The organism is Shimia sediminis, from assembly GCF_003990645.1.
GTDB lineage: Bacteria > Pseudomonadota > Alphaproteobacteria > Rhodobacterales > Rhodobacteraceae > Shimia > Shimia sediminis.
The window spans coordinates 1-968 of record NZ_RYZK01000043.1 but is presented as its reverse complement, the minus strand read 5'-3'; the positions used below and the strand labels follow the sequence as shown (position 1 = coordinate 968).

Annotated in this window: 1 protein-coding gene; it reads left to right on the top strand. The window is 43.2% G+C overall.

Annotated elements, in window-relative coordinates; genetic code table 11:
• On the top strand, positions 1-867 hold an 867-nt coding region (locus EK369_RS22795; RefSeq protein ID WP_164727077.1), incomplete at its 5' end, for a hypothetical protein.
• Positions 868-968 lie beyond the last annotated feature (101 nt).

The window sequence follows — 968 nt, the reverse complement described above, 5'->3', positions numbered from 1 at the left end:
GTAAAGTTGGCTCAGCAATACAAACAGAAGCTCCCAAGTTACAACGAACAGCAACTTCATTTCCCAGGAGTCGAAGTCCAAGAGCTAATGGTCAGTCCTCTGGTGACTTTCTTCGACAAGAACGACATTGACATAACAAATGCTGTTTACGTAAACGAACAAGACGTAGCAACTGATTCAGTTACGATTTTGGCCCGACAGGCTCGCCTGAACAATAAGCCTTTCACTGTGAAGATAAATGTTCACAGCCAACAGGCTCAACCAGCAGTTGTGAGGATCTTGCTTGGACCAAAACACGACGAACATGGACGCGAGATTAACATCAATGACAATCGCCTTAATTTCTTCGAATTAGACAAATTCCAAGTGCAATTACAACCTGGTTCCAACAACATCGTTCGGGAATCCAAGGAAATGAATGCTGTGGACGATTCAATGGGCGCTGGAGAACTTGCCCAGAAAGTCCAACAGGCTCTTACCCAACAAGCACCACTTCAAATGACTTACGATGATATTCTTACAGGTTTCCCCCAGAGATTGCTTTTGCCCAAAGGTCAACGAGGTGGTCAAATATTCCAGATAATGGTAGTAGTCAGCCCATTGGTTGAATCACCAGCTCAACAGCAGGCCCTACAACAAATGCAACAGTCCGTCCTTGGTCAAGATCCAATTGTCCAAAACGGAATTCTGAACCAGAACGTTGACGCTCTTCCTTTGGGTTTCCCATTGGACAGGGAAGTTGATGAGGCCGTCCTCTTGAATGCCCCCAACTTAGCTTTACAAGACGTACTTATTGTCCATAGAGGACCCGAAATTGCGGAAGCCCAAAAGGAAATCGAAGTCGAAAGCCAGACCCAGCTGTTTTAAATTATTAGATTTTTATTTGTTTGACTGTTTTGACGATTGTGTATATGCTAGGCTCATGAAGCTGAATTGATATAAATAAAATTTTTATATACGTTTATCAA